Here is a 23,308-nt window from a genome sequence, read left to right as displayed (position 1 = left end):
GACCGTCATTTGGCCTCGGTAACCGTAAAGTGTTGCCGAGCGCCCGCCACCAGAATCTCCACCTCATCCCCTTCGAACTTGCCCAGCAGGCTTTTGCCCAAGGGCGATCGCGGGGTGATGACGGTCACCGGCTGCCCCACCACATCCACCTTCAAGCCTGCCCCATCCGGTGCCAGGAACAGCCATTGCTGGCGGCCATTCTCGTCTTCCAGGCCTAATAAGGCGCCGATTTCAATGCCACGCTGATCGTCATAGGCCCGCAGTGGCAGGTTCTGGCACAGCGACAGCGCTTGCTTGATTTCCTCGACGCGCCTGGCCTGGCCGGCTGCCAGGTAGGAGGCCTCCAGCCCGAGGGTGTCGTATTTGTTTTCTGCGATGTTTTCTTCGTGGGTCGCAGTTTCGTAGGCGGTCTGCGCGGCGCGCTGGGCAATGTCGAGGTCGACGCTGAGTTTTTCCAGGATCAACGAGTGGACGGCATGTTTATTCATGGGCAGTGGGGTCATTCGCAAAATTGCAGGACATTGGCCCGGCTCTTTTCATTGGGAGCGTTCTGATCTTGCTGCAACCAGAACTGGCATTTGGGGTTGTTCAGGTTGCGCACATTGTTGCGGGCCTGGTCCAGGGATTGCTGCTGTTCCTGTTTGCGCAGGTTGTCGGTGTATTGCTCGAACATACGGTTCGGCGGCTCGGGTGTGACGACGGCAGGTTTGCCTAATTGTTGAACGGCCTGGGCGACCGGCGCTAGGCTCTGCGGGAACACATAGCGCGACGCGAGCCAGCTCGTCAGCACGATGGCGACAAACCCCAGCCATACACCAAACGCGATGGCGACACTGAGCTTGAACAGTGGCAGCGAACGATCAGACATGATGGCCTCCTGGCGGGCATTGATGGCGTGGCGACGATTGTCGCACAGCCACTGTGCAGAATAATCGCGATCAAGCCTTCTGCATTGGCGCATTTATGCGGACAATCGAGCCTTTGATCGTTGGAGCCCGGAATGAAAGCCCGCTGGGATATTTTTTGCAGTGTTGTCGACAACTACGGCGACATCGGCGTGACCTGGCGCCTGGCCCGGCAACTGGTGGTGGAGCATGGGTGCGAAGTGTGTTTGTGGGTTGATGATCTGCGGGCCTTCGAGCGCATGTGCCCTGAGATTGATGTGCGGTCGCCGCAGCAATGGCAGGACGGCGTCGAGGTGCGCCACTGGCCGGCCGACTGGCCCGGCGCCCCATCTGCCGATGTCGTGATCGCCGCTTTTGCCTGCCAATTGCCGCCGGCCTACATGGAAGCCATGGCCGAGCGCGAACGCGTTCCGCTGTGGATGAACCTGGATTACCTCAGTGCCGAAGAGTGGGTGGTGGGTTGCCATCGCCTGCCGTCGGTGAAGTTCAAGGGCGTGCAGAAGTATTTCTTCTTCCCCGGTTTTCGCCCGGGCACAGGCGGTCTTTTGCGCGAGGCAGGGTTGCTGGAGCAGCGCCAGGCTTTTCAACAAGATGTGCCGGCGCAACGACAATTCCTGCAGACCCTGGGAGTGTTTCCGGCAACTGATGCGCGATTGATCTCGCTGTTTGCCTATGAAAATGCTGGGTTGGCCAGTTGGCTGGACGTGTTGGCGACGGACGGGCGTGCCACTCATCTATTGGTGCCGGAGGGCCGCATCCTCGGCGATGTGCAACGTTGGCTGGGGGTGGAGGGCCTGGCAGCAGGTGATATTCATCAGCGCGCGGCCCTGACCGTGCAGGTGTTGCCGTTCGTGCGCCAGGAACAATATGACCGCTTGCTGTGGTGCTGCGACTTCAACGCGGTGCGCGGCGAAGACTCGTTCGTGCGGGCGCAGTGGGCGGGGCGGCCAATGCTTTGGCACATTTATCGCCAGGATGAAGATATCCACCTGGATAAACTCGACGCCTTCCTGCAGTTGTACACCGCCGCCTTGTCACCGGCAGTCAGTGCTGCCGTAGTCACACTTTGGCAAGCCTGGAACGCTGATGGCGATATGGCACAGTCGTGGAAAATGTTGCTGGAGCACTGGCCGGAGGTGAACCAGCACGCGCAAACATGGTGTCTGGAACAGGGCTTGCAGGCCGATCTTGCGACGGCGCTGGTACAGTTTTATGAAAGTTGGATATGATACGCCACCTTGAATTTTGTAAATCCCATCCAAATTTCGGATATCTGCAATGAAAACTGGTAAAGAACTGAAACCCGGTACCGTGATCCGTATCGACAACGACCCTTGGTTGGTTCAGAAAGCTGAGTTCACCAAGTCGGGTCGTAACAGCGCGATCATGAAGACCAAGCTGAAGAACCTGCTGACCGGTTACAAGACTGAAACTGTCTACAGTGCCGACGACAAGCTGGACGACGTGATCCTCGACCGCAAAGAAGCGACCCTGTCCTTCATCAGCGGCGACACCTACACGTTCATGGACACCACCGACTACACCATGTACGAGCTGAACGCTGAAGATATCGAAGCCGTTCTGCCGTTCATCGAAGAAGGCATGACCGACGTTTGCGAAGCGATCTTCTTCGAAGAGCGCCTGGTTTCCGTAGAGCTGCCGACCACTATCGTGCGTAAGGTTGCCTACACCGAAGGTTCCGCTCGCGGCGACACTTCGGGCAAGGTAATGAAGCCTGCCAAGCTGGCTAACGGCACCGAACTGCAAGTAGCTGATTTCATCGAAATCGACGACATGATCGAGATCGACACCCGTGAAGGTGGTTCGTACAAAGGTCGCGCCAAGAAGTAATTCTGGCTACCTCGATACGAAAAAAACCCGACTTTGAGTCGGGTTTTTTGTGGGCGTCTATAAATCAGACGGTTACGTGCAGGCGTACGTCGACGTTGCCGCGAGTGGCGTTGGAATACGGGCACACTTGGTGCGCGGCGTCGACCAGGCTTTGCGCATCGTCCTGGGCCAGGCCCGGCAGGCTGATGTGCAGGTCGATGTCCAAGCCGAAACCACCGGGGATTTGACCGATGCCGACGTGGGCGGTGATCGACGCGTTATCCGGAACCTTGCGCTTGGTCTGGCTGGCGACGAATTTCAGCGCGCCGATAAAGCAGGCCGAGTAACCGGCGGCGAACAGTTGCTCAGGGTTGGTGGCTTGGCCGCCAGCACCGCCCAATTCTTTGGGAGTGGAGAGTTTGACATCAAGGATGTTGTCGCTGGAGACGGCACGACCATCACGGCCGCCGGTGGCGGTAGCTACTGCGGTATAGAGCGTTTGCATGGCGTTTCCTCTTTGTTGTTAGCGCTAACTGTTTGCGCGCTAAGTAGTTGGTGAGACGAATGTATAGCGCTAATGTTTAGTGCGCAAGATAAATTTATAAATTTTTATGCCCTACCACCAACCAGTGTGGGAGGGGGCTTGCTCCCGATTGCGGTGGATCAGCCAGCTTATCAATAGCTGACACGCCGCAATCGGGAGCAAACCCCCTCCCACATTTTAGAGCTTCACCGCGATTAGATTGAGCTTTGCAGGTTGCTGCGCAAGGCAACCAGGTCAGCCTGCAGCTTGCGCAACTGCTCCAGCTCCAAACCACTGGCGCCGAGGATGCACTGGGGAATCCCCATGGCTTTATCCTGCAGGGCGCGGCCGCTGTCCGTCAGTTCCACGACCACCACCCGCTCATCCTCGCGGTTGCGGGTGCGACTGAGCAGGCCCTCGGCTTCCAAGCGCTTGAGCAGCGGGGTGAGCGAGCCCGGGTCGGTCAGCAGGCGGTTGCTGATTTCGCCGACGGTCAAACCGTCCTCTTCCCACAGCACCATCATGGCCAGGTATTGCGGATAGGTCAGGCCGAGGGCTTGCAGCAGTGGCTTATAGACCTTGGTCATCAGCAACGAGGTGGAGTGCAGGGCGAAGCAAAGCTGATTGTCCAGCATCAGGGATTGGCAAGGGTCAGGGTTTTTGCTCATGGCGGTGTCTCGAAAGCGGGTATTGCCTGGAATCTAGCGGGCAAATGTTTAATGCGCCAGGTAATTCTATCCCGGCGGTCAAACCAGACCGTTTTGCAGTGCCAGATCCCAAGGCGGCACCGGGCTGAAGCGGGATTTGAGGTACTCGAGCAACAACCGGCTGCGCGCATTGGCCTGTTGCTCCAGGCGCAGCGCATAGATCCCGGCGGTTTCCGGGCTGGGCAGGCCGTTTTCGCAGAACAGGGGCAGCAACTCGCCACGGACCAGGTATTCACTGGCCAGCCAAGTGGGCAGGTGGGCAATCCCCAGCCCGGCCAACGCGCCGGACAGCAGGGCTTCGGCATTATTGGCACTCATGCGGATGCGCTGCGGGCGATAGGTGGCGCGGCGCCCGTCCAGCTCGAAGCGCCAGGCGAACATCGGCGCCAGGCCGTCCCAGTCGAGGCCGTCGTGCTCGCTCAGCTCCCGGGGGTGGGTGGGCGTACCCCGCGCTTTCAGATAGGCCGGGCTGGCGCAGGCGATACGTACGATGCTGGCCAGAGGAGTGGCGATCAGGCGGGTGTCGACGATATGCCCGGCGCGCAGTACCAGGTCGACCTTGCCCAAGTGCGCACCCTGCATATCGACAAAACTGTCGATCAGGTGCAGGTGCACATCCAGCCCGGGATATACATTCAAAAAATCCGCAATCACCGGGGCCAGGTGCCGCCGCCCGAAGGCCGCCGGCGCATCCACACGAATCAGGCCTTCCGGCGCATGGCTCAAGGACGCCGCTTCAGCCCGGGCCAATTGCAACTCACCGACGATCCGGCGCGCCCGCTCGGCAAAGGCCAAGCCTGCCGGCGTGGGCACCACCGCGTGGGTGCTGCGCAGGAACAGGCGGCTGCCCACAGAGCTTTCCAGGCTGTCGATACGTCGGGCGACCGCCGAGGGCGTCAGGGGATGGCGGCGTGCTGCGGCGGAAAAACTGCCCGTCTCCAATACATCCAGAAACAGGCTCAGTTGGTCGGTGAGGGTATTGGGATTCATCACTGAGCGCTTATGCGAAATTGGCAAAGCCATTGTGCGTTGCTGTGCGTTTCCGCGCCAGGGCCGACTGCGTAGCATGCACAGACCGGAAGTGTGGAGTGATGGCGGTGTTGGATTTTGTGATGTATGGGCTACTGGGTGCGGCCCTCGGCACGTTGGGCGGCCTGTTCGGCATTGGTGGCGGGCTGATTGCGATTCCGGTGCTGGGCGTGTTGTTCGGCCTGGATCAGCAGATCGCCCAAGGTACGGCGTTGGTGATGGTGGTGCCCAACGTGATGCTGGCTCTGTGGCGCTACCACCAGCGCAATCGCATCGAATTACGCCATGCAGTGCCCTTGGGCGTCATGGGCTTCAGCTTCGCCTGGCTCGGTTCGATCTGGGCGGTAGGCCTGGATGCCGGCGCCATGCGCGTGGGGTTTATCGCGTTCTTGCTGACGCTCTCGGCGTACAACCTGTTGCGCATGTTCTCCCGCAATGCGCCGCCGACTGCACAGATGCGTTATTCCTGGCCGTGGCTGGGGGTGCTCGGTGCGGTCTCAGGCTCCATGGGCGGGTTGTTTGGGGTCGGTGGCGCGGTGGTTGCCACGCCGGTGCTGACCAGCCTGTTCGGCACCACTCAGGTGGTCGCGCAAGGTTTGTCGCTGGCCTTGGCGCTGCCCAGCACCGGCGTGACCCTGGTGACCTATGCCTGGCACCACCAAGTGGATTGGATGATCGGCATCCCCTTGGCAATCGGCGGCCTGCTCAGTATCAGTTGGGGCGTGAAGGTCGCCCATGCACTGCCGGAACGTGTGCTGCGTGGCCTGTTCTGCGCGTTCCTCGTGGTGTGCGCGGTGATGCTGACCTTTAAGGTTTGAAGCCTTCGAGGATGTACGCTGCCAGGCATTCGGTGATGGGCGAGGTCATCTGCGGGTTGCGCAGCAGGTGCAGATTCATCGAGGGCAATGGCGGGAGACCCTCGTCCTTGCCCAGTATGCGCAGGTCGTCGGTCACCAGGCTTTCCATGCTGACCATGACCGCCAGGCCAGCATTGACCACCGCCTGGATCGCCGCCACGTTGGAGCTGTGGTAGGCCAGGCGATAATCCCGTCCGGCCGCATCCAGCGCGGAGCGCGCCCATTGCGTGTAGAGGCAATCCGCGCCAGACATCGCCAGCGGCAGGGCTTCGTGCTCGTCTACGCAGAAGCAGGGTGATGCCGCCCATACCATGCGCTCCGTACGCAACAACTCGCCGATTTCGTTGCCAGGTTCGCGGCTGACCACAGTCAATGCGAGGTCACGTCGCTGCATCAGCACCGTTGACGATTCGCAGTGCATCTCGATTTGAATCAGCGGATACGCCTTGGAGAACTGCTTGAGAATGCCCGGCAGGAAGCGCATCACGTAATCGTCCGGTGTGCCGATGCGCACCAGCCCCACCATATGCGGTTCACGCAGGGTGTTGAACACTTCGCTGTGCAATTTCAGGATGCGCCGGGCATAGCCCAGCAGTACCTGGCCTTCGGGAGTCAGCCGCACCTGGCGACCGTCGCGTTCGAACAGCTTGCGCTGTAGGACGTCGTCCTCCAGGCGCTTCATCTGCATGCTCACCGCCGACTGCGTTCGGTTGACCAGCTCTCCAGCCCGCGTGAAACCGCCTTGGTCGGCGATGGCGACGAAGGTGCGCAGCACCTCGGTGTCGATACTTGGGAAACTGGACAATTGATCAATCTCCGAGATGTATTGCATAAGAAACATTCGTTGGATTGATCATAGTGCCTGGCACACACTTTCGTCATCCCCACAGGAGGGCGAAAAGATGAAAGGTCAAACCGGTTTTGTGTTGATGGCGAAGCGTCCGTTTTCCGGGCTGTTGCATGCCCTGGCGCGCTGGCAGACGCTGTATCACGAGCGTCAGATGCTGGCGAGCCTGAGTGACGACGCGCTCAAGGACATCGGGCTCAATCGTGCCGATGTGGAGCAGGAGCGGCACTTGCACTTTTGGCAGGACCCCCTGCGAAAGTGAGCCAGGATGCAGTAGGGTGGTGGGCGAGTTCCCATGGAGATTCCCATGCCCGTCGACCTGTCTTTCTCACTCAAGCAAGCTCGACGCATGGCGCTGGCTGCCCAGGGTTTTTCCGGGCGCCAGGCGCCAGCCCTGATCAAGGCAAGACACCTCAACCGCTTGATCGAACGTCTGGGTGTGTTGCAGATCGATTCGGTCAACGCGCTGGTGCGCTCCCATTACCTGCCGCTGTTTTCCCGTCTGGGCAATTACTCGCCATCGATACTTGAGCAGGCCGCCTGGAGCCAGGGGCGCCATCGTTCGCTATTCGAATACTGGGGGCATGAAGCATCGTTGCTGCCTATGGCGCTGTACCCGTTGCTGCGCTGGCGCATGGAGCGGGCCAGGCAGGGGCAGGGTATCTATGCGCAGATGGCGCGTTTCGGGCGCGAGCAGCAGGCCACTATCCAGCGCGTCCTGCGCACCGTCGAGCAACGAGGCGCGTTGGGGGCGGGCAGTTTGTCGACCCGCGAGGAGCGCGCTGGGCCCTGGTGGGACTGGAGTGAGGAAAAACACGCGCTGGAATGGCTGTTTGCCGCAGGCCTGGTCACGGTTGCGGGGCGGCGTGGTTTTGAGCGGCTCTACGATTTGCCGGAGCGGGTGATCCCCAGCGAAATGCTCCGCGCCTCGGTGGACGAGGCGCAAGCCCAGCGCAGCTTGTTGTTGCACAGCGCGACGGCGTTGGGGGTGGCCACTGAAAAGGACTTGCGCGACTACTTTCGCCTGGACCCTGCCGACAGTCGCAAGCGCCTGGCGGAGTTGGTTGAAGAAGGGCAGTTGCTGACCTGCCGCGTACAAGGCTGGAAGGCTGCGGCGTATTGCCTGCCCGAGCCGAAAGTGCCGCGCAAGGTGGCGGCCAGTGCATTGCTGTCGCCCTTCGATTCGCTGATCTGGGAGCGCAGCCGTACCGAGCGATTGTTTGATTTCCGTTATCGACTGGAGATCTACACCCCGCAAGACAAGCGCGTATATGGCTACTACGTGCTGCCGTTTCTGCATCACGAGCGGATAGCGGCGCGCGTGGATCTGCGCGCCGAGCGCGCTAACGGTCAGTTGGCTGTGCATGCGGTGCACGAGCAAGAGCCGGGCTTGGATGAGCAGGGGATGTTGGCGCTGGCGCTTAATTTGCGCCAGATGGCCGACTGGCTCGGGCTGGAGCAGGTGCAGCTCAATTGCCAGAGACCGAGTGCCGACCGCTTGCGGCGAGCGATGCTTTATGGGGAGGGTGGTCTTTAGGGCCTCTTCGCGAGCAAGCCCGCTCCCACACTCGACCGCGTTCCAAAGGAAGTACGTGGGCAAATGTGGCAGCGGGCTTGCTCGCGATGGCGTCAGTGCAGGCGGCTCAAACCTCAGCGCTTGACCTGCTTCAATGTTTCAGCAATCAAAAACGCCAGCTCCAGCGACTGATCGGCATTCATCCGCGGGTCGCAGTGGGTGTGATAACGATCCGACAAACCATCTTCGGTGATCGGTCGTGCACCGCCGATGCATTCGGTGACGTTCTGCCCGGTCATTTCGATATGAATCCCGCCGGCATAACTGCCTTCGGCCTGGTGAACCTGGAAAAACTCCTTCACTTCACTGAGGATCTGCGCAAAGTCGCGGGTCTTGTAGCCGCTGCTGGCCTTGATGGTGTTGCCGTGCATCGGGTCGGAGCTCCACAGCACCTGCTTGCCTTCGCGCTGCACGGCGCGAATCAGGTCAGGCAGATGATCACCGACCTTGTTGGCGCCCATGCGGGCAATCAGGTTGAGGCGGCCGGGGTCGTTGTCCGGGTTGAGGATATCGATCAAGCGGATCAGGTCGTCCGGGTTCATGCTCGGGCCGACCTTGACCCCGATCGGGTTGTTCACCCCGCGCAGGAATTCGACATGGGCGCCGTCCAATTGACGGGTGCGGTCGCCGATCCACAGCATGTGGGCCGAACAATCGTAATAGTCGTTGGTCAGGCTGTCGCGGCGTACGAAGGCTTGTTCGTAGTTGAGCAGCAGCGCTTCGTGGGCGGTGAAGAAGCTGGTTTCGCGCAATTGCGGCGAGCTGTCCATGCCGCAGGCGCGCATGAAGGCCAGGGTTTCATCGATGCGGTCGGCCAACTGGCTGTATTTCTCGGCCAGGGCGGAGTTGGCGATGAAGTCCAGGTTCCACTTGTGTACCTGGTGCAGGTCGGCGAACCCGCCCTGGGCGAAGGCGCGCAGCAGGTTCAAGGTGGCCGTGGACTGGTGATAGGACTGCAACAGACGGTCGGGGTCCGGCACGCGGCTTTTTTCGTCGAAGCCGATCCCGTTGACGATATCGCCGCGGTACGCGGGCAGGGTGATGCCGTCGATGGTTTCATCGTTGGCCGAACGCGGCTTGGCGAACTGGCCGGCCATGCGCCCGACCTTCACCACGGGGCAGCCGGCGGCAAAGGTCATCACGATTGCCATCTGTAGCAGCACCTTGAAGGTGTCGCGGATTTTGGCGGCGGAAAACTCGGCAAAGCTCTCGGCGCAGTCGCCGCCTTGCAACAGGAAGGCGCGGCCCTGGGTCACTTCGGCGAACTGACGGCGCAGTTCACGGGCTTCCCCGGCAAATACCAGCGGCGGGTAGCTCGCCAGGTTTTGTTCCACTTGCAGCAAGTGGGCTGCATCCGGGTACTGGGGTTGTTGCTGGATCGGCATTGTGCGCCAGCTGTCGGGACTCCAGGGTTGGCTCATCATGAACTCGTTGGTTGGGTTGTCGGTAGAGCGGATGTTATCAGCAATTAGTGCGTGACCTGCTGCTGCCGCTTGGCCGACAATCGCGCCTTTGCCGAGCGGCAAACCCATTAGGAGTCGTGATGAGCGAGGAGCGTGTCGAGCACCTGTTGGCCGAAGTCCATGATGATTTCGGCATAATCCGCGTGCTCGAAGTGGCCGATTACCGGTTTCTCGAATTTGGTGATGCCATCGAGCAAAGCTGCGTATTCACCGCCGACCCGAGCTGGCTGGAGTACGACTATACCCGTGCCATGCTCATTGGTGCGTTGTGCCATGAACAGCCGGAGAGTGCGCTGTTTCTCGGCCTGGGCGCCGGTACGCTGACCCAGGCGTGCCTCAAGTTCCTGCCGCTGGAAGACGTCGAAGCCATTGAGCTGCGCCCGGATGTGCCGCGCCTGGCGATTGAATACCTGGGGTTGGACGATGACCCGCGGTTGTACATCCGCATTGGCGACGCCCTGCAATTGCTTGGCAGTGCCGAGTCGGCCGACCTGATTTTCGTCGACCTGTACACCGATGTCGGCCCGGGTGTCGGGCACCTGGCCTGGACGTTCCTGGAAGACTGCCAGAAGAAACTCAACCCTGGCGGTTGGCTGGTGATCAACCAATGGGCCACGGACGATGGCAAGCCACTGGGCGCGGCGTTGCTGCGTGGGTTGTACCACCGGCATTACTGGGAGCTGCCGGTAAAGGAGGGCAATGTGATTTTGCTGGTGCCTTCCGAACTGGATCAGGAACTGGACCTGGATGCACTCTCGGCTCGCGCCGAAGCATTGGCGCCGCGCCTGGGTTATTCGTTGCAGTCGCTGATCAAGGTGATTCGGCCGGCGACTTAGTTGGCTGTGCCGGCGCCATCGGGGGCAAGCCCCCTCCCACACTTGGAACTCATTGCAAATGGGGGAGGGGGCTTGCTCCCGATGGCGGGCCCAGCCAATTCAAATACCCTTGAACACACCCGGACGCTTCTCGATCGTCGCCCGGACTCCTTCCTTGGCATCTTCACTGTTGAGCAACTTCTCCACCATGGGTGGCAGCGCGGCGGCCGCGACGGTCTCGCCCTCATTGCGCGCCATGCGTGCCGACATCAACGTGGCCTGCACGCCGAGCGGCGCCTGGCGCGCAATCCGGTTGGCGAGTTCGATGGCGCGCGGTAGCAGGTCTTCGCTGGCCATCACCTCCTGCACCAGCCCCAGGCGCAGGGCTTCATGGGCGTCGAACTCGTCGCCGGTGAGCAGCCAGCGCATCGCATTGCCCCAGCCGGCGACTTGATGAAAGCGTAGTGTCGCGCCGCCAAATGGAAAGATCCCGCGTTGGACCTCCATCTGCGCAAAACGCGTGTTGCTCGCGCACAGATTGATATCCGCCGCGAGCATCAATTCGATCCCGAGGGTCAGGCAGTAGCCCTGGGCCGCGACGATCACCGGTTTGTTCACGCGGGGGCCGGCGAACACTCCCCAGGGATCGCACCCCCCGAGCGGCGGCTGCCAACCGCCGGCCATCACGGCGCTGACATTGGCCAGGTCCAGCCCGGCGGTGAAGTGGTCGCCATGGGCAAATACCACCGCCACCCGTGCGTCATCATTTCGATCAAATTCGCCATACGCCAGGCTCAGCGCATTGAGCAGATCGAGGTCAAAGGCATTGCGTTTGGCCACCCGGTCCAGGCCCAGTAGCAGGACATGGCCCTGGAGTGCACGGCTGACGCGGCTGCTGCTGGCTTGATTCATCGGGGTGCCCTCGGGCGTAGGGAAGGGTTTCAGACCAAAGGGTCTCAATCGGCAGGTGAACCGTTTAAGTGTTTTGACCAACAGGGCCGGGCCTTTGAAAAATAGACCTTGCCGTTCTTCTCTGCAAAGGCTGTGATACAGCACGGTTTATCAGTGCTTTGCGATAAAAAAAGCTCCCTTTTTCAGCTATTTCCGGTATAGTGCGCGCCGGCCTTTAACCGGGCCGCGTTTAGGTAGCGCAATTCCCCGAAGTCAGCTTCGGCTGCACGTCCGCACAGCGGACTCTTCCTTGACGAATCTTTTTCATTCATTCGTTTTCGCAAATCCCCGCCGACAAAGCAGCCAGGGCGACTCTTGAGTCTCAACACGGCATGCGCAGCTTTGGAGCATGGGTCTTTGCGGATGCACTTAGAGGCAGACCCATGACCCAGGAAACCGGCGGCTTCGCCGCTTTTAATCTTAACCCGAATATTCTTGCAGCCGTCGCAGCGACCGGCTACGAAGAGCCTTCGGCGATTCAGCAGCAATCGATCCCGATCATCATGGCCGGCAAAGACATGATTGGCCAGGCGCAAACCGGTACCGGTAAAACCGCTGCCTTCGCCCTGCCTATCCTGCAATGCATCGATCCTGCCAAGCGCGAACCGCAAGCCCTGATCCTGGCGCCAACCCGTGAGTTGGCGCTGCAAGTAGCAACCGCCTTTGAAACCTACGCCAAGCAAATGCCGGGCGTAACCGTTGTGGCCGTTTACGGCGGCGCGCCCATGGGCCCACAACTCAAGGCAATCCGTAATGGCGCACAGATCGTTGTCGCCACTCCGGGCCGTCTGTGCGACCACCTGCGTCGTGACGAAAAAGTCCTGTCGACCGTGAACCACCTGGTTCTCGACGAAGCTGACGAAATGCTGAAGCTGGGCTTCATGGATGACCTGGAAGTCATCTTCAAGGCTCTGCCACCGACCCGTCAGACCGTACTGTTCTCGGCCACCCTGCCACAGTCGATCCGTGCCATTGCCGAACGCCACCTGCGCGACCCTGAGCACGTCAAGATCCAGACCAAGACTCAGACCGTTACCGCGATCGAACAGGCTCACCTGTTGGTTCACGCTGACCAGAAGACCTCGGCTGTATTGAGCCTGCTGGAAGTCGAAGACTTCGATGCCCTGATCATGTTCGTGCGCACCAAGCAAGCGACCCTGGACCTGGCCAGTGCCCTGGAAGCCAAAGGCTACAAGGCCGCTGCGCTGAACGGTGACATCGCCCAGAACCAACGTGAGCGCGTCATCGACTCCCTCAAGGATGGTCGCCTGGACATCGTTGTCGCCACCGACGTGGCGGCTCGTGGTCTCGACGTTCCACGCATCACTCACGTGTTCAACGTTGACATGCCGTACGATCCGGAGTCCTACGTTCACCGTATCGGCCGTACCGGCCGTGCGGGTCGCGAAGGCCGTGCACTGCTGCTGGTGACTCCACGTGAGCGCCGCATGCTGCAAGTCATCGAGCGCGTAACCGGTCAGAAAGTTGCCGAAGTCCGCCTGCCGGATGCCCAGGCAGTTCTGGATGCTCGCATCAAGAAGCTGACCAACAGCCTGTCGCCGCTGGTGGCTGACGCTGAATCGACCCATGGCGACCTGCTGGACCGCCTGACCGCCGATATCGGTTGCACCCCGCGCGCCCTGGCAGCAGCCCTGCTGCGTAAAGCCACCAACGGTCAGGCCCTGACCCTGGCAGCCATCGAGAAAGAACGCCCACTGGTGCCGAACAGCGCGCCACGTGGCGATCGTCCAGAGCGTTCCGGTGACCGTCCAGACCGCGGTGATCGTGAGCGTCGTGCTCCGGTGCCATTGGCTGAAGGCCGTGCTCGTTGCCGTACCGCGCTGGGTGCGCGTGACGGTATCGCTGCCAAGAACCTGCTGGGCGCTATCCTCAACGAGGGTGGCCTGGCACGTGAAGCCATCGGTCGTATCCAGGTGCGTGACAGCTTCTCTCTGGTGGAGCTGCCGGAAGACGGCCTGGAAAAACTGCTGGCCAAGCTGAAAGACACACGCGTTGCCGGCAAGCAGCTCAAACTGCGTCGCTACCGCGAAGATTGATCCGCCCTTGGGCTGATTGATCGCACCTAAAAAATCCCCGACTGGTTCGGGGATTTTTTTTGCCCGGCGGTTAACCGAAGCGATAGATGTCCATGCCCAGTGCTCCCATAGTGAAGCCCTGGTGTGCCACGCTGAATGTCCCTCCGGCGCCGCGCGCAAAGTACAGCGGCAGCAGGTGTTCATCACTGGGATGGCTGCGTACCGCATTGGGTGCCTGGCGACGGTAATCATGCAAGGCCGCTTCATCGTCGGCGGCAAGCTTGTCCACCACCCAGTCACGGAAGTCCCGCGCCCATGGTTCGATGCTCTGCGGCCCCGCATGCCAGTCCAGTTCACCCAGGTTATGGGTGATGCTGCCGGAGCCGATCAGCAAGATGCCCTGTTCACGCAGCTCGGCGAGGGCATGTCCGACCCGGGTTTGCAGGGCAGGGCCCATGCGGCTGGGCAGGGACACCTGGACCACCGGGATATCCGCCGCCGGGTACATCAGCGACAAAGGCACCCAAGTCCCGTGGTCAAAGGGGCGGCGCTCATCAATGCGCGCATCCAGGCCATCGGCATGCAGCAGTTCGACGATCCGGCCAGCCAATTGCGGGTTGCCGGGCGCAGGATACTGCACGGCAAACAGCTCACGTGGGAAACCGCCGAAGTCATGCCAGGTTTGCGGGGCAGCGCTGCCGCTGACCAGCAACTGGTCGCTTTCCCAATGCGCCGACACCACTACAATCGCCTTCGGCCGTGGCAGTTCGGCGGCAAGGCGTTGGAGTGCCGGGCCGCTGGCGCCGGGTTGCAGGGCAAGCATGGGAGATCCATGAGAAATAAACAGGCTAGGGAGCATAAGTCGGGTCCTGAGCGTTAACATGGCTCATCTTCAATCAGATCATTGATCTAAATCTAATATAAGTTTTAACCCCTTTTGATCGAATTTTCAGGGTGATTCATGGAACCCAAATTTTGGCGGGAACGCTGGGCGCGCAATCAGATCGGCTTTCACCTGCCGCAGGTCAACGCTTATCTGCAACGACACTGGCCGCTATTGGCCGTCGCTGAAGGCTCCAAGGTGCTGGTGCCGCTGTGTGGCAAGAGCCTGGACTTGATGTGGCTGGCCAGCCAAGGGTTGCGGGTGTTGGGTGTGGAGCTGTCGGAGCAGGCGGTCGAAGCGTTTTTCAGCGAGCAGAACCTGACCCCGCGAATCAGCGAGCGGGGGGTGTTCAAGGTATATCAGGCGGGTCTGATCGAAATCTGGTGTGGTGATTTTTTTGCCTTGGGCGCTGAGCCGTTGGCTGATTGCACTGCGCTCTATGACCGCGCCGCCTTGATCGCGTTGCCGCCGTTGATGCGTGTGCAGTACGCCGAGCATCTGAACACGCTGCTGCGGCCAGGTTGCCAGGGGCTGTTGATCACTCTGGATTACGAGCAGATGCAAAAAGCCGGGCCGCCGTTTGCGGTGACTGACGAGGAAGTGCACAAGCTATTGGGTGAGCGGTGGACGCTGGAGGTGTTGCAGGAGCAGGACATCCTGGGTGAAAGCTGGAAGTTTGTGCAGGATGGCGTCACTCGCCTTGAAGAGCGCGCTTATCGGTTAACCAGGGTATAAACCACGGTCAAAAAAAAGGGGCGATATAATCGCCCCTTTTGCGTTACCGGGAATCAGCCGCGACGGCGCAATGCGTCGATCCGCTCTTCCAGCGGCGGGTGGCTCATGAACAGGCGAGCCATGCCCTGTTTGATGCCGCCGTTGATACCGAATGCGGTCAGGCTGTCCGGCATGTGTACCGGCAGGCCCTGTTCGGAGCGCAGGTGTTGCAGCGCTGCGATCATTGCCCCGGTGCCGGCCAGGCGGGCACCGGCTTCGTCTGCACGGAATTCCCGTTTGCGCGAGAACCACATGGTGATTGCGCTGGCCAGGAAGCCCAGTACCAGTTCGGCAAAGATGGTCGCCACGTAATAGGCGATACCGCGGCCTTCTTCGTTCTTGAAGATCACCTTGTCGACAAAGTTGCCGATGATTCGCGCAAAGAACATGACGAAGGTGTTCACTACCCCTTGTACCAATGCCAGGGTGACCATGTCACCGTTGGCCACGTGGCCGATCTCGTGGGCCAGCACCGCTTTCACTTCGTCGTACGAGAAGCGTTCCAGCATGCCCTGGCTCACCGCGACGAGCGCGTCGTTCTTGTTCCAGCCGGTGGCGAATGCGTTGGCCTCATAAGCCGGGAAAATGCCTACCTCGGGCATCTTGATGCCGGCGTCACGGGACAGCTGCTCAACGGTCTGCAACAACCATTGCTCATGTCGGGTGCGTGGCTGGGTGATGACCTGGGTGCTGGTGCTCATCTTCGCCATCCACTTGGAGATGAACAGCGAGAACAGCGAGCCGGCGAAACCAAAGACCGCACAGAAAACCAGCAGCTGATTGAGGTTCAGGTCAACCCCGTTGGCCGCCATGAACCCGTTGAAGCCGAACAGGCTCAGGGTGATGCTGGCAATCAGCACGACCGCCAGGTTAGTGGCCAAAAACAGCAGGATGCGCATCATGGTTGTAGAGTTCTCCTCAGGCTTAATATGTCGCGTACTGCGGGGTATATAAGGTGCGGGATGGGGTGATTCAACCGAGCGACTATTTCAAACTGTGTCCTACAGCCTGAACGTAGAGCCTTGAAAGGATTTTCTGACCCACCAAGCTTGCCTCCATCACCCCATTTTTACCCTGCCGTCCCGTAATTATAGGGGGCTTGCCGATTAGTGGGGGCAACCACAGGGAGGACGGAGAAGCAGGGCAGAGAAGTGTTGCCAGATGCTCGCTGTACGACCGAATGAGGGCCGTACAGTGATAGATCCATTACTGGCGATAGGACTTGAGGAAGTTGCCGATGCGACCAATGGCCATGTCCAGGTCATCCACGCGCGGCAGGGTCACTACCCGGAAGTGATCCGGCCATGGCCAGTTGAACGCGGTGCCCTGGACCACCAGCAGCTTTTCCGACAGCAGCAGGTCGAGCACGAACTTCTCGTCGTTGAGGATCGGGCACACTTTCGGGTCGATCCTCGGGAAGGCATACAACGCTCCCATGGGTTTCACGCAACTGACGCCAGGAATCGCGTTGAGCAGCTCCCAGGTACGGTTGCGTTGCTCCAGCAGGCGGCCCTGGGGCAGCACGAGGTCATTGATGCTCTGATACCCGCCAAGGGCGGTCTGGATCGCGTGCTGGCTCGGCACGTTGGCACACAGGCGCATGTTGGCCAGCATGTCGATGCCTTCGATGTAGCTCTGGGCGTTGTGCTTGGGGCCCGAGATGGCGATCCAGCCGGAGCGGAAACCGGCGACGCGGTAGGACTTGGACAAACCGTTGAAAGTCAGGCACAACAGGTCCGGTGCCAGGGAGGCGGTGCACACGTGCACGGCGTCGTCGTAGAGGATCTTGTCGTAGATCTCGTCGGAGAACACCACCAGGTTGTGTTGGCGCGCCAGTTCAAGCATGCCCAGCAGCACTTCCCTGGAATACACGGCACCGGTGGGGTTGTTCGGGTTGATGATCACCAGAGCCTTGGTGTTCGGGGTGATCTTGGCCTTGATGTCGGCCAGGTCCGGGAACCAGTCGGCGCCTTCGTCACACAGATAGTGCACCGGGTGGCCGCCGGCGAGGGTCACGGCGGCGGTCCACAGCGGATAATCCGGGGCCGGCACCAGGACTTCGTCGCCATTGTTGAGCAGGGCCTGCATGGACATCACGATCAGCTCGGACACCCCATTGCCCAGGTAGATGTCTTCGATGCCGACACCTTCGACCTGCTTCTGCTGGTAGTACTGCATCACGGCTTTACGTGCGCTGAACAGGCCCTTGGAGTCACTGTAGCCCTGGGCGGTCGGCAGGTTGCGGATCACATCCTGGAGAATTTCGTCCGGCGCTTCGAAACCAAAGGGCGCCGGGTTGCCGATGTTCAGCTTGAGGATGCGATGGCCTTCCTCTTCCAGGCGCTTGGCGTGCTTGAGCACCGGGCCGCGAATGTCGTAGCAGACGTTGGCGAGCTTGTTCGATTTGCTGACCTGCATGGCGATGTGATCCTGAAAATGAACGATCCAGACGGTGTGGACACTACCGTACTGTGAATCCGATAAATACGTTTGAATGCCGGTAGCGTGGGTGCCAGACTGGCGTTTTGAAGAGGCGCAATCATACGTGCCGCCTGATCCATGGAAAAGACACAGATCAGGGTTTTTCAGTTGCCGAGGTGTACCGATGGAAAAGTTGCAGAAAACCGTTGATGAATGGAAGGCGATGCTCGATCCAGAGCAGTACAACGTGTGCCGTCTCAAGGGCACCGAGCGACCTTTCAGCGGCAAATACAATGGCACCAAGACCGACGGCGTGTACCACTGCGTCTGCTGCAATGAGCCGCTGTTCGACTCCACCACGAAATTTGATTCGGGATGCGGCTGGCCGAGTTTCTACGCGCCGATTGCCGACAGCGCGATGATCGAGATCCGCGATGTCAGCCACGGCATGATCCGTACCGAAGTCACCTGCGCCAAGTGTGATGCCCATCTGGGTCATGTATTCCCGGACGGTCCACCGCCGACCGGCCTGCGTTACTGCATCAATTCGGTGTGCCTGGACCTGGTACCGCGTTAGACCGGCAACGACCTTCAATTGTGTGCGGGCTTGCTCGTGAATAGGGCGTGTCAGTCAGTAGATATGTCAGCTGATAGACCGCTTTCGCGAGCAAGCTCGCTCCCACATTTGGCCTGAGTCGAGGCTGATAACGCGCCATCAATCCCGGTAATTAAATTGCACACAATTGAATTACCCACTATCTTTTTGCTTCTTCCCCTTATCCGAGGCACTGTCATGAGCGACAACTTGCTGAGTATCCCTTGCACCACCATCAAGGGTGAGCAAAAGACCTTGGCCGATTTCGCCGGCAAAGCCATCCTGGTGGTCAATACCGCCAGCAAATGCGGTTTCACGCCGCAGTACAAAGGGTTGGAGCAACTCTGGCAGCAGTACAAGGATCAGGGTCTGGTGGTGCTGGGTTTTCCCTGCAACCAGTTCGGCAAGCAGGAACCTGGCAATGAAGGGGCAATCTCCGAGTTTTGCGAGCTGAACTTCGGCGTCAGTTTCCCGCTGTTCAAGAAGATCGACGTCAATGGCAGCGATGCTCACCCTTTGTTTGTTCAGTTGAAAAAACAGGCACCGGGGCTGCTGGGTTCCAAGGGCATCAAGTGGAACTTCACCAAGTTCCTCGTCGGTCGCAACGGTCAGGTGGTCAAGCGTTTTGCCCCGACCACCAAGCCTGAGGACCTGACCCAAGAGATCGAAGCGCTGCTCAAATGACCGATCTGCCTGGCGTATCCCTCGCCCTGGACAACCAGTTGTGTTTCAAGCTCTACGCCGCCTCACGCGCGGTCACCCGGGCCTATAAGCCGATGCTGGATCAGTTGGGCCTGACCTATCCGCAATACGTGGTGATGCTGGTGTTGTGGGAATGGCACGACGCTGCACCGGCGCAACCCACGGTCAAGGCGTTAGGGGAACGGCTGATGCTGGATTCGGGCACGTTGACGCCGTTGCTCAAGCGGCTTGAGCAGCTTGCACTGGTGAGGCGTCAGCGCAGCGCCAAGGATGAGCGCGAAGTGCACCTGAGCCTGAGCGAGGCCGGCGTGCAATTGCGCGACCGGACTCAGAGTTTGAAGACCCGGTTACTGTGCGACAGTGGCATCGACCTGAATCAGGCTGACGCCCTGCGCAATGGCCTGGACCAGTTGCTGGCGCAGGTCAAAGGGTTGTCGTCTTAGGCACCCAGAGGTCCAGCAACGCATTGAGTTCTTCACGGCGAAATGGCTTGGCCAGATAATCATTCATCCCCGCCGCCCGGCAACGCTCGCGTTCTTCAGACATCGCATTGGCCGTCAACGCGACGATGGGCAGGTCCGGCCAACGCCCGCTGCGACGAATTTGCCGACTCGCCTCGTAGCCGTCCATCACCGGCATGTTGCAGTCCATCAGCACCATGTCGAAGCGCTGGTCTTCAAGCAGCTTGAGCGCTTCGCCACCATGGGCGGCGACGATGACCTTGCACCCCAATTTGTTGAGCATGCCCTTGGCTACCAGTTGATTGACCGGATTGTCCTCCACCAGCAGGATGTACGCGCGGTGGGCAAGGGGGGCGGCTTCTATCTGCACCGGGTCGAGGATCAACGGCGAGTCGCTGTGCAGGTTACGTTGCAAGATCTGGTACAACGCGTTGCGGCTCAACGGGCGTGCCTGTTGCTGCAATGGCGCAAGGGCCGCCACTTCTTCACTGGGCATGAAGTTGCCATAGGCGGTCACCACCAGAATCGGTGCGCTGATCGCCGGGCGCAGGCGGAACAGGCACTCGGGGCAATCCGTGATCAGCAGGTCCGGCGTTTGCCCCCTCAAGTCATCGTCCTGGGAATAGCAGCGCGGTGTCAGCCCCCAATGGGGGAGCAGGGTGGTGAGCAGTTCCGTCAGGCCGCTGCCCGCGTTGGTTATGGCAATGACTTCGCCCGTCAGCGGTGCCACCGGGGCGGCCGGCAAATGCGTAGGCAAAGGCAGATCGGCGCAGAACTGGCTGCCAAACCCGACCTCCGAACTGATCGTCAGCCGGCCCTTCATCGCTTCGCACAAGTTGTAGGTCAGCGCCAGGCCCAGGCCAGTGCCGCCGAACTGACGGGTGATACCGGCACCGGCCTGAGTGAACGGCTGGAAGATCTTCGCCTGCGCTTCCTGGGCGATGCCGATGCCCGTGTCGCACACTTCGATGCTGACCCGGTCGGCTTGAGCGCGCAGGCGTACATCGACCCGGCCGAAGCGGGTGAACTTCAACGCGTTGGAGAGCAGGTTGCTGACGATTTGGCGTACACGGGTCGGGTCGCCAATGACCTGGGCGGGAAACTGTGGGTCGATCAGGCACGTCAGTTCGACACTGGGAGCTGCGTTCTGCGACAGCAGGTTTGCGGTGTCTTCCACCAGTGAACCGAGGTCGAACGGGATGTGCTCAAGCTCCAGCTGACCGGCGTCGAACTTGGACAGGTCGAGGATATCGTTGAGCAATTCCACCAGCACTTTGCCCGAGTCATGGGCGATGGACAGTTGCTGGCGCTGTTCGGCGTTCAATGGGCTGTCCAGTGACAGTGCGATCATCCCCAGCAGGCCGTTCAGCGGCGTGCGGATTTCGTGGCTCATGTTGGCCAGGAATGCCGCCCTTGCCTGGGCCATGCCCAGGGCGGTCATTTTTGCCGCTTCCAGTTCATCATTGGATTGAATCAGGCGCTGGTTACTGGCTTTGAGTTCGAGGGTGCGCGCCGAGACAATATCTTCCAGCTGTCCGAGGTATTCAGTCAGCCGGTCTTCAGCGTGGCGGCGCTGCTGGATTTCGGTCTGCATGTTTTCGAACTGCTGGTTGGCGACGTTGACCAGCACGCCGATTTCGTCGTTTTCGTGCCCCGGCGGGCAGTCCAGATGGGTCTGCTTACTGGTGCTCAAGGCACGGATAATGCGCACCAGCGGCTGGGTCAACATGACGTAGAACAACGCCAGCAGTATTCCGGTCAGCAACAGGCTGCGGGCAAATCCGTTGAGCAGGGTGATTTCGGCACGATGCAGGAAACGGCTGCCGAAGGCGTAGGTGTCTACGTCCAGCCGCAGCACCCCAAGCGAATCATTGGGCATATGGCTGAGGAACAAGCGGTCTTCAAACTGACGGTTGGCGCCGAACAGAAAATCACTGAGGGGCCGGTAGCTGCTTTCCTTGGGCGCACGCACCACGTCTGCCAGGACCACGCCATTGTTGTCGATCAATTGCGCATGAGTGATGGCAGGGGACTGCAGCAGGCCCAGGGTCAACTCCTGGGCGAGTTCAGCATCAATGTTGTAGGCAATACGTGACGCGGGGTTATGGCTGATTTCAATCAGCGAACGTATTTCACGGTTGATGGATGCGTCTTCGCTGGCATAATCAATACCGATTTGGATCAGACTGAGCAGGGTTCCCAAGACGAAACCGACCAGCACAGTCAATCTGGCTTGTTTATAAGACAAGCGGTGGGCGAACTTGATATCCATCGAGTGTTGAACCACTTCACGTTTCCCTTCGCCCGGCAAGCATAGCTGAACATCCACAGGCTCTGGCTTACCCGGCATAAATCGTTTTTTACGCAGCCTCGTGCGGTCTGCCGCAGGGTTGCCAATACGCCATCTTTTGCAGGAACTTTCCAGAGGAATAATCGTGGATTCTCGATTGAGTGCCTTTCTAGAGCGGGCCGATGCGGTGCTCGCACGCCTGGAACCCTTGTTGCCCGCCCCACGCCAAGCTATTGACTGGAACCAGTGCCTGGCGGCCCGCTGGCAGCGCGAAGGCCGCAGCGGCTTCCTGTTGCCGCTGGACGTCAGCCTGGATATGCGCCTGTCCGACCTGATCGGCGTTGACCGGCAGCGTGAGCAACTGGCCCGCAACACCCAGCAATTTATCGAGGGCCTGCCCGCCAACCATGCGTTGCTCTGGGGTTCGCGTGGCACCGGCAAATCGTCCATGGTGCGCGCGCTGCTGGCCCAGCATGCCAAGGCGGGTTTGCGCCTGATCGAAATCGAGCGCGATCACCTGGCCGACCTGCCACGTGTGGTCGAGCAGCTGCTCAAGCTGCCGCAACGCTTCATTCTGTTCTGCGATGACCTGTCGTTCGAAGCCGGTGAAAGTGATTACCGTGTGCTCAAAAGCGTACTTGACGGTTCGCTGGAGCAGGCACCGGACAATGTGTTGCTGTATGCCACGTCGAACCGCCGCCATCTGGTGCCGGAAAACCAGAGTGATAACGACAACTGGAAACGCGTGGACGGTGAGTTGCACCCCAGCGAGGCCGTCGAGGACAAGATTGCCTTGTCTGACCGTTTTGGCTTGTGGCTGTCGTTTTACCCCTTCACCCAAGAGCACTTTCTGGATGTGGTGGAGCACTGGATCGGCGAGCTGGCCAATAGAGCCGGTTTGCAGTGGCAACGCGATGAGGCCCTCGATATCCTCGCCGTGCGCTGGGCTACCGGTCGCGGCAACCGCAACGGCCGGTGTGCCTATCAATTCGCCCGTTATTGGGTGGGTCTCAAATTGCTGGAACGTCAACCATGATCGATTTACAACAGGCCGGTACCGGCCTTGATGGCTACGCCATGCTTTGCGCGCAGTTGGAGTCGCTGTTGGCGGATGAGCGTGATTTCATCGCCAACAGTGCGCAGTTTTCCGCGTTCCTGTTCAACCAGCTGGATGATCTGAACTGGGCGGGTTTCTACCTCAACCGTAACGAAGAGCTGGTGCTCGGACCATTTCAGGGGCAGATCGCCTGTGTGCGGATTCCGTTCGGCCGTGGCGTGTGTGGTGCGGCTGCGGCTTCGCGGCAAACCCAGCGGGTGGAGGATGTGCATGCGTTCCCTGGGCACATTGCGTGCGATAGCGCTTCCAACAGCGAGTTGGTGGTGCCGTTGGTCAAGGACAACCGGTTGATTGGTGTCCTCGACCTCGACAGCCCCTCGCTGGCGCGCTTTACGCCCGAGGACCAGGTCGGGATTGAACAGCTGGCGGCGATTTTCCTACGTTTGACGGATTGCTGAACAAAGATGCCAGGGTAAGGCTTTGTGTAGGAGCGAGCTTGCTCGCGAAAAACTCACAGGCGCCGCGTTGATCCAGGAAAAACGCGTTATCGTTGACGTTTTTCGCGAGCAAGCTCGCTCCTACCGCT

25 protein-coding genes are annotated in these 23,308 nt (G+C 60.1%); 13 read left to right on the top strand and 12 right to left on the bottom strand.

Annotated elements, in window-relative coordinates:
* Positions 1 to 5: 5 nt before the first annotated feature.
* Together ACQRBV_RS00840 and ACQRBV_RS00835 are read right to left on the bottom strand one after the other, a co-directional pair.
* Positions 6 to 488 (bottom strand): GreA/GreB family elongation factor, encoded by a 483-nt coding sequence (locus tag ACQRBV_RS00840; RefSeq protein ID WP_411984538.1) that lies wholly within the window; start codon positions 486 to 488, stop codon positions 6 to 8.
* 11 nt (positions 489 to 499) lie between these two features.
* Positions 500 to 868, bottom strand: a complete 369-nt coding sequence (locus ACQRBV_RS00835) for a hypothetical protein (RefSeq protein ID WP_060753259.1) — start codon at positions 866 to 868, stop codon at positions 500 to 502.
* Positions 869 to 1,000: 132 nt separating this feature from the next.
* Here ACQRBV_RS00835 and earP point away from each other — a divergent pair, with 132 nt between their 5' ends.
* Positions 1,001 to 2,134, top strand: coding sequence for an elongation factor P maturation arginine rhamnosyltransferase EarP (gene earP / locus ACQRBV_RS00830; RefSeq protein WP_411984539.1), 1,134 nt, complete (start codon positions 1,001 to 1,003; stop codon positions 2,132 to 2,134).
* 49 nt (positions 2,135 to 2,183) lie between these two features.
* Positions 2,184 to 2,756, top strand: a complete 573-nt coding sequence (locus ACQRBV_RS00825) for an elongation factor P (RefSeq protein ID WP_016975379.1) — start codon at positions 2,184 to 2,186, stop codon at positions 2,754 to 2,756.
* Positions 2,757 to 2,820: 64 nt separating this feature from the next.
* Here ACQRBV_RS00825 and ACQRBV_RS00820 read toward each other — a convergent pair whose 3' ends face one another.
* The 3 genes from ACQRBV_RS00820 to ACQRBV_RS00810 form a co-directional block, all read right to left on the bottom strand.
* Positions 2,821 to 3,240 carry an organic hydroperoxide resistance protein gene (locus tag ACQRBV_RS00820; RefSeq protein ID WP_060753261.1) on the bottom strand — a complete coding sequence of 140 codons (420 nt, stop codon included), beginning with the start codon at positions 3,238 to 3,240 and terminating at the stop codon, positions 2,821 to 2,823.
* A gap of 233 nt (positions 3,241 to 3,473) precedes the next feature.
* Positions 3,474 to 3,926 carry a MarR family winged helix-turn-helix transcriptional regulator gene (locus ACQRBV_RS00815; protein ID WP_060753262.1) on the bottom strand — a complete coding sequence of 151 codons (453 nt, stop codon included), beginning with the start codon at positions 3,924 to 3,926 and terminating at the stop codon, positions 3,474 to 3,476.
* A 78-nt stretch (positions 3,927 to 4,004) separates the two neighbouring features.
* Positions 4,005 to 4,955, bottom strand: a complete 951-nt coding sequence (locus ACQRBV_RS00810) for a LysR family transcriptional regulator (RefSeq protein ID WP_104995896.1) — start codon at positions 4,953 to 4,955, stop codon at positions 4,005 to 4,007.
* 107 nt (positions 4,956 to 5,062) lie between these two features.
* On the opposite strand from ACQRBV_RS00810, the gene ACQRBV_RS00805 reads away from it, so the two are divergent.
* Positions 5,063 to 5,812 carry a sulfite exporter TauE/SafE family protein gene (locus ACQRBV_RS00805; RefSeq protein WP_104996223.1) on the top strand — a complete coding sequence of 250 codons (750 nt, stop codon included), beginning with the start codon at positions 5,063 to 5,065 and terminating at the stop codon, positions 5,810 to 5,812.
* Here the strand turns inward: ACQRBV_RS00805 and ACQRBV_RS00800 are convergent.
* Positions 5,802 to 6,683 (bottom strand): LysR family transcriptional regulator, encoded by an 882-nt coding sequence (locus ACQRBV_RS00800; RefSeq protein WP_104995897.1) that lies wholly within the window; start codon positions 6,681 to 6,683, stop codon positions 5,802 to 5,804. The genes ACQRBV_RS00805 and ACQRBV_RS00800 overlap by 11 nt on opposite strands.
* A 70-nt stretch (positions 6,684 to 6,753) precedes the next feature.
* Here ACQRBV_RS00800 and ACQRBV_RS00795 point away from each other — a divergent pair, with 70 nt between their 5' ends.
* Positions 6,754 to 6,960 (top strand): DUF1127 domain-containing protein, encoded by a 207-nt coding sequence (locus tag ACQRBV_RS00795; RefSeq protein ID WP_060753265.1) that lies wholly within the window; start codon positions 6,754 to 6,756, stop codon positions 6,958 to 6,960.
* Positions 6,961 to 7,005: 45 nt separating this feature from the next.
* Positions 7,006 to 8,235, top strand: coding sequence for a winged helix-turn-helix domain-containing protein (locus ACQRBV_RS00790; protein ID WP_411984540.1), 1,230 nt, complete (start codon positions 7,006 to 7,008; stop codon positions 8,233 to 8,235).
* A 113-nt stretch (positions 8,236 to 8,348) separates the two neighbouring features.
* Here ACQRBV_RS00790 and ACQRBV_RS00785 read toward each other — a convergent pair whose 3' ends face one another.
* Complete coding sequence (locus tag ACQRBV_RS00785; protein ID WP_060753326.1) at positions 8,349 to 9,695, bottom strand: class II 3-deoxy-7-phosphoheptulonate synthase; 1,347 nt, start codon at positions 9,693 to 9,695, stop codon at positions 8,349 to 8,351.
* A gap of 122 nt (positions 9,696 to 9,817) precedes the next feature.
* On the opposite strand from ACQRBV_RS00785, the gene ACQRBV_RS00780 reads away from it, so the two are divergent.
* Positions 9,818 to 10,573, top strand: a complete 756-nt coding sequence (locus ACQRBV_RS00780) for a spermidine synthase (RefSeq protein WP_411984541.1) — start codon at positions 9,818 to 9,820, stop codon at positions 10,571 to 10,573.
* A gap of 99 nt (positions 10,574 to 10,672) precedes the next feature.
* Here the strand turns inward: ACQRBV_RS00780 and ACQRBV_RS00775 are convergent, their stop codons facing one another.
* Positions 10,673 to 11,464, bottom strand: a complete 792-nt coding sequence (locus ACQRBV_RS00775; protein ID WP_411984542.1) for a crotonase/enoyl-CoA hydratase family protein — start codon at positions 11,462 to 11,464, stop codon at positions 10,673 to 10,675.
* Positions 11,465 to 11,886: 422 nt separating this feature from the next.
* On the opposite strand from ACQRBV_RS00775, the gene ACQRBV_RS00770 reads away from it, so the two are divergent.
* Complete coding sequence (locus tag ACQRBV_RS00770; protein WP_016972326.1) at positions 11,887 to 13,560, top strand: DEAD/DEAH box helicase; 1,674 nt, start codon at positions 11,887 to 11,889, stop codon at positions 13,558 to 13,560.
* Positions 13,561 to 13,630: 70 nt separating this feature from the next.
* Here ACQRBV_RS00770 and ACQRBV_RS00765 read toward each other — a convergent pair whose 3' ends face one another.
* The gene (locus ACQRBV_RS00765) at positions 13,631 to 14,398 is read right to left on the bottom strand and encodes a DODA-type extradiol aromatic ring-opening family dioxygenase (protein ID WP_060753269.1); all 768 of its coding nucleotides are present in this window, start codon (positions 14,396 to 14,398) and stop codon (positions 13,631 to 13,633) included.
* 102 nt (positions 14,399 to 14,500) lie between these two features.
* Here ACQRBV_RS00765 and ACQRBV_RS00760 point away from each other — a divergent pair, with 102 nt between their 5' ends.
* Positions 14,501 to 15,157, top strand: a complete 657-nt coding sequence (locus ACQRBV_RS00760) for a thiopurine S-methyltransferase (protein ID WP_161548836.1) — start codon at positions 14,501 to 14,503, stop codon at positions 15,155 to 15,157.
* A gap of 53 nt (positions 15,158 to 15,210) precedes the next feature.
* On the opposite strand, the gene htpX is transcribed toward ACQRBV_RS00760, so the two are convergent.
* Positions 15,211 to 16,098: a protease HtpX gene (gene htpX, locus ACQRBV_RS00755; RefSeq protein ID WP_060753271.1), complete on the bottom strand. Its 888-nt coding sequence runs from the start codon at positions 16,096 to 16,098 to the stop codon at positions 15,211 to 15,213.
* A gap of 304 nt (positions 16,099 to 16,402) precedes the next feature.
* Entirely contained in the window at positions 16,403 to 17,614 is a 1,212-nt protein-coding gene (locus tag ACQRBV_RS00750; protein WP_025857865.1) for a pyridoxal phosphate-dependent aminotransferase, read from the bottom strand.
* A 187-nt stretch (positions 17,615 to 17,801) separates the two neighbouring features.
* On the opposite strand from ACQRBV_RS00750, the gene msrB reads away from it, so the two are divergent.
* From msrB to ACQRBV_RS00735, 3 genes are all read left to right on the top strand, one after another.
* Entirely contained in the window at positions 17,802 to 18,194 is a 393-nt protein-coding gene (gene msrB, locus ACQRBV_RS00745) for a peptide-methionine (R)-S-oxide reductase MsrB (protein WP_060753272.1), read from the top strand.
* Between the two features lie 216 nt (positions 18,195 to 18,410).
* On the top strand, positions 18,411 to 18,896 hold the full coding sequence (locus tag ACQRBV_RS00740) for a glutathione peroxidase (protein WP_090366011.1): 486 nt from the start codon (positions 18,411 to 18,413) through the stop codon (positions 18,894 to 18,896).
* The gene (locus ACQRBV_RS00735) at positions 18,893 to 19,357 is read left to right on the top strand and encodes a MarR family winged helix-turn-helix transcriptional regulator (protein ID WP_060753274.1); all 465 of its coding nucleotides are present in this window, start codon (positions 18,893 to 18,895) and stop codon (positions 19,355 to 19,357) included. Before ACQRBV_RS00740 ends, ACQRBV_RS00735 begins: the two co-directional genes overlap by 4 nt.
* On the opposite strand, the gene ACQRBV_RS00730 is transcribed toward ACQRBV_RS00735, so the two are convergent.
* A complete protein-coding gene (locus ACQRBV_RS00730; protein WP_060753275.1) occupies positions 19,338 to 21,647 on the bottom strand; it encodes a response regulator in 2,310 nt (769 codons plus the stop codon). The two genes, ACQRBV_RS00735 and ACQRBV_RS00730, sit on opposite strands and share 20 nt — an antisense overlap.
* A gap of 163 nt (positions 21,648 to 21,810) precedes the next feature.
* Here ACQRBV_RS00730 and ACQRBV_RS00725 point away from each other — a divergent pair, with 163 nt between their 5' ends.
* Both ACQRBV_RS00725 and ACQRBV_RS00720 read left to right on the top strand, forming a co-directional pair.
* Positions 21,811 to 22,701, top strand: a complete 891-nt coding sequence (locus ACQRBV_RS00725; RefSeq protein WP_411984543.1) for an ATP-binding protein — start codon at positions 21,811 to 21,813, stop codon at positions 22,699 to 22,701.
* Positions 22,698 to 23,180 carry a GAF domain-containing protein gene (locus ACQRBV_RS00720; protein ID WP_090366007.1) on the top strand — a complete coding sequence of 161 codons (483 nt, stop codon included), beginning with the start codon at positions 22,698 to 22,700 and terminating at the stop codon, positions 23,178 to 23,180. The genes ACQRBV_RS00725 and ACQRBV_RS00720 overlap by 4 nt, the downstream gene beginning before the upstream one ends.
* Positions 23,181 to 23,308: the final 128 nt, after the last annotated feature.

Source organism: Pseudomonas sp. R11F (assembly GCF_050312575.1).
In the GTDB taxonomy this organism is placed as follows: domain Bacteria; phylum Pseudomonadota; class Gammaproteobacteria; order Pseudomonadales; family Pseudomonadaceae; genus Aquipseudomonas; species Aquipseudomonas palleroniana.
This window is presented reverse-complemented; position numbering and strand designations above follow the sequence as displayed.

Excerpts from the sequence above, each read along its gene's own strand:
- ACQRBV_RS00840 (WP_411984538.1), bottom strand. The coding sequence starts at position 488 with ATGAATAAACATGCCGTCCACTCGTTGATCCTGGAAAAACTCAGCGTC.
- ACQRBV_RS00835 (WP_060753259.1), bottom strand. The coding sequence starts at position 868 with ATGTCTGATCGTTCGCTGCCACTGTTCAAGCTCAGTGTCGCCATCGCG.
- earP (WP_411984539.1), top strand. The coding sequence starts at position 1,001 with ATGAAAGCCCGCTGGGATATTTTTTGCAGTGTTGTCGACAACTACGGC.
- ACQRBV_RS00825 (WP_016975379.1), top strand. The coding sequence starts at position 2,184 with ATGAAAACTGGTAAAGAACTGAAACCCGGTACCGTGATCCGTATCGAC.
- ACQRBV_RS00820 (WP_060753261.1), bottom strand. The coding sequence starts at position 3,240 with ATGCAAACGCTCTATACCGCAGTAGCTACCGCCACCGGCGGCCGTGAT.
- ACQRBV_RS00815 (WP_060753262.1), bottom strand. The coding sequence starts at position 3,926 with ATGAGCAAAAACCCTGACCCTTGCCAATCCCTGATGCTGGACAATCAG.
- ACQRBV_RS00810 (WP_104995896.1), bottom strand. The coding sequence starts at position 4,955 with ATGAATCCCAATACCCTCACCGACCAACTGAGCCTGTTTCTGGATGTA.
- ACQRBV_RS00800 (WP_104995897.1), bottom strand. The coding sequence starts at position 6,683 with ATGCAATACATCTCGGAGATTGATCAATTGTCCAGTTTCCCAAGTATC.
- ACQRBV_RS00795 (WP_060753265.1), top strand. The coding sequence starts at position 6,754 with ATGAAAGGTCAAACCGGTTTTGTGTTGATGGCGAAGCGTCCGTTTTCC.
- ACQRBV_RS00790 (WP_411984540.1), top strand. The coding sequence starts at position 7,006 with ATGCCCGTCGACCTGTCTTTCTCACTCAAGCAAGCTCGACGCATGGCG.
- ACQRBV_RS00785 (WP_060753326.1), bottom strand. The coding sequence starts at position 9,695 with ATGAGCCAACCCTGGAGTCCCGACAGCTGGCGCACAATGCCGATCCAG.
- ACQRBV_RS00780 (WP_411984541.1), top strand. The coding sequence starts at position 9,818 with ATGAGCGAGGAGCGTGTCGAGCACCTGTTGGCCGAAGTCCATGATGAT.
- ACQRBV_RS00775 (WP_411984542.1), bottom strand. The coding sequence starts at position 11,464 with ATGAATCAAGCCAGCAGCAGCCGCGTCAGCCGTGCACTCCAGGGCCAT.
- ACQRBV_RS00770 (WP_016972326.1), top strand. The coding sequence starts at position 11,887 with ATGACCCAGGAAACCGGCGGCTTCGCCGCTTTTAATCTTAACCCGAAT.
- ACQRBV_RS00765 (WP_060753269.1), bottom strand. The coding sequence starts at position 14,398 with ATGCTCCCTAGCCTGTTTATTTCTCATGGATCTCCCATGCTTGCCCTG.
- ACQRBV_RS00760 (WP_161548836.1), top strand. The coding sequence starts at position 14,501 with ATGGAACCCAAATTTTGGCGGGAACGCTGGGCGCGCAATCAGATCGGC.
- htpX (WP_060753271.1), bottom strand. The coding sequence starts at position 16,098 with ATGATGCGCATCCTGCTGTTTTTGGCCACTAACCTGGCGGTCGTGCTG.
- ACQRBV_RS00750 (WP_025857865.1), bottom strand. The coding sequence starts at position 17,614 with ATGCAGGTCAGCAAATCGAACAAGCTCGCCAACGTCTGCTACGACATT.
- msrB (WP_060753272.1), top strand. The coding sequence starts at position 17,802 with ATGGAAAAGTTGCAGAAAACCGTTGATGAATGGAAGGCGATGCTCGAT.
- ACQRBV_RS00740 (WP_090366011.1), top strand. The coding sequence starts at position 18,411 with ATGAGCGACAACTTGCTGAGTATCCCTTGCACCACCATCAAGGGTGAG.
- ACQRBV_RS00735 (WP_060753274.1), top strand. The coding sequence starts at position 18,893 with ATGACCGATCTGCCTGGCGTATCCCTCGCCCTGGACAACCAGTTGTGT.
- ACQRBV_RS00730 (WP_060753275.1), bottom strand. The coding sequence starts at position 21,647 with ATGGATATCAAGTTCGCCCACCGCTTGTCTTATAAACAAGCCAGATTG.
- ACQRBV_RS00720 (WP_090366007.1), top strand. The coding sequence starts at position 22,698 with ATGATCGATTTACAACAGGCCGGTACCGGCCTTGATGGCTACGCCATG.